This is a genomic window from Streptomyces katrae, assembly GCF_000966975.1.
In the GTDB taxonomy this organism is placed as follows: Bacteria; Actinomycetota; Actinomycetes; order Streptomycetales; family Streptomycetaceae; genus Streptomyces; species Streptomyces katrae.
On record NZ_JZWV01001607.1, the window covers coordinates 1 to 635 of the forward strand.

Sequence of the window (635 nt, forward strand, 5' to 3'; positions counted from 1 at the left end):
AGGCCGAGGTGGGCCGGGTCCTGGCCCGTCACCCCGCCGCCCCCGTACCGCTGCCCCGGACCGCCCGGCCCCCGCGCGAACTCGTGCGCCGCTTCCGGTCCTCCGCCGCGCCCGGCGCCGTACAGCTCGCCGTGTACCTGTCGGCGGCGCCGCTGACCCTGCCCGTGATGCGGCTGGTGCAGCGGACGATGCTGCCCGACTCGGAACCCTCCGACCTTGCCGAGGTGCTGCTCAGCGGGCTGCTGCGGCGCAGCGGAGCCTCGCCCGGGCCGTGGTACGAGTTCGTTCCCGGGGTGCAGGACGTGCTGCTGGGGCCGCTGGGGCGGGACGAGGCCGCGCTGGTCCTCAAGCACTGCTCGGAGTACGTCCTGGCGCACTTCGGCCGGGGCGTGCGGAACTTCCCCGCGCTGGCCGTCTCCCAGCTGACCGGGGTCCCGGAGGGGGTGCCGGACGTCCCGGACGCGGAGCAGGCGCCGACGGGGCCGCTCCCGCAGGCCTTCGCGCAGGTCTCGGCGAAGGTCGTACGCCGCTACCTGCCGGGGCCCCCGGAGGAGGACCCGGCGCCGGCCCCCGCACCCGTACCGCCGGGGCGCGCCGCGTCGGTACGGGCCGCCCGCGGACGCCTCCTGCTCGCC

The 635-nt window shown here is 78.0% G+C and carries 1 pseudogene; it reads left to right on the top strand.

Annotated elements, in window-relative coordinates:
* A pseudogene (locus VR44_RS39575) lies at window positions 1-635 on the top strand (SAV_2336 N-terminal domain-related protein); the annotation flags it as partial.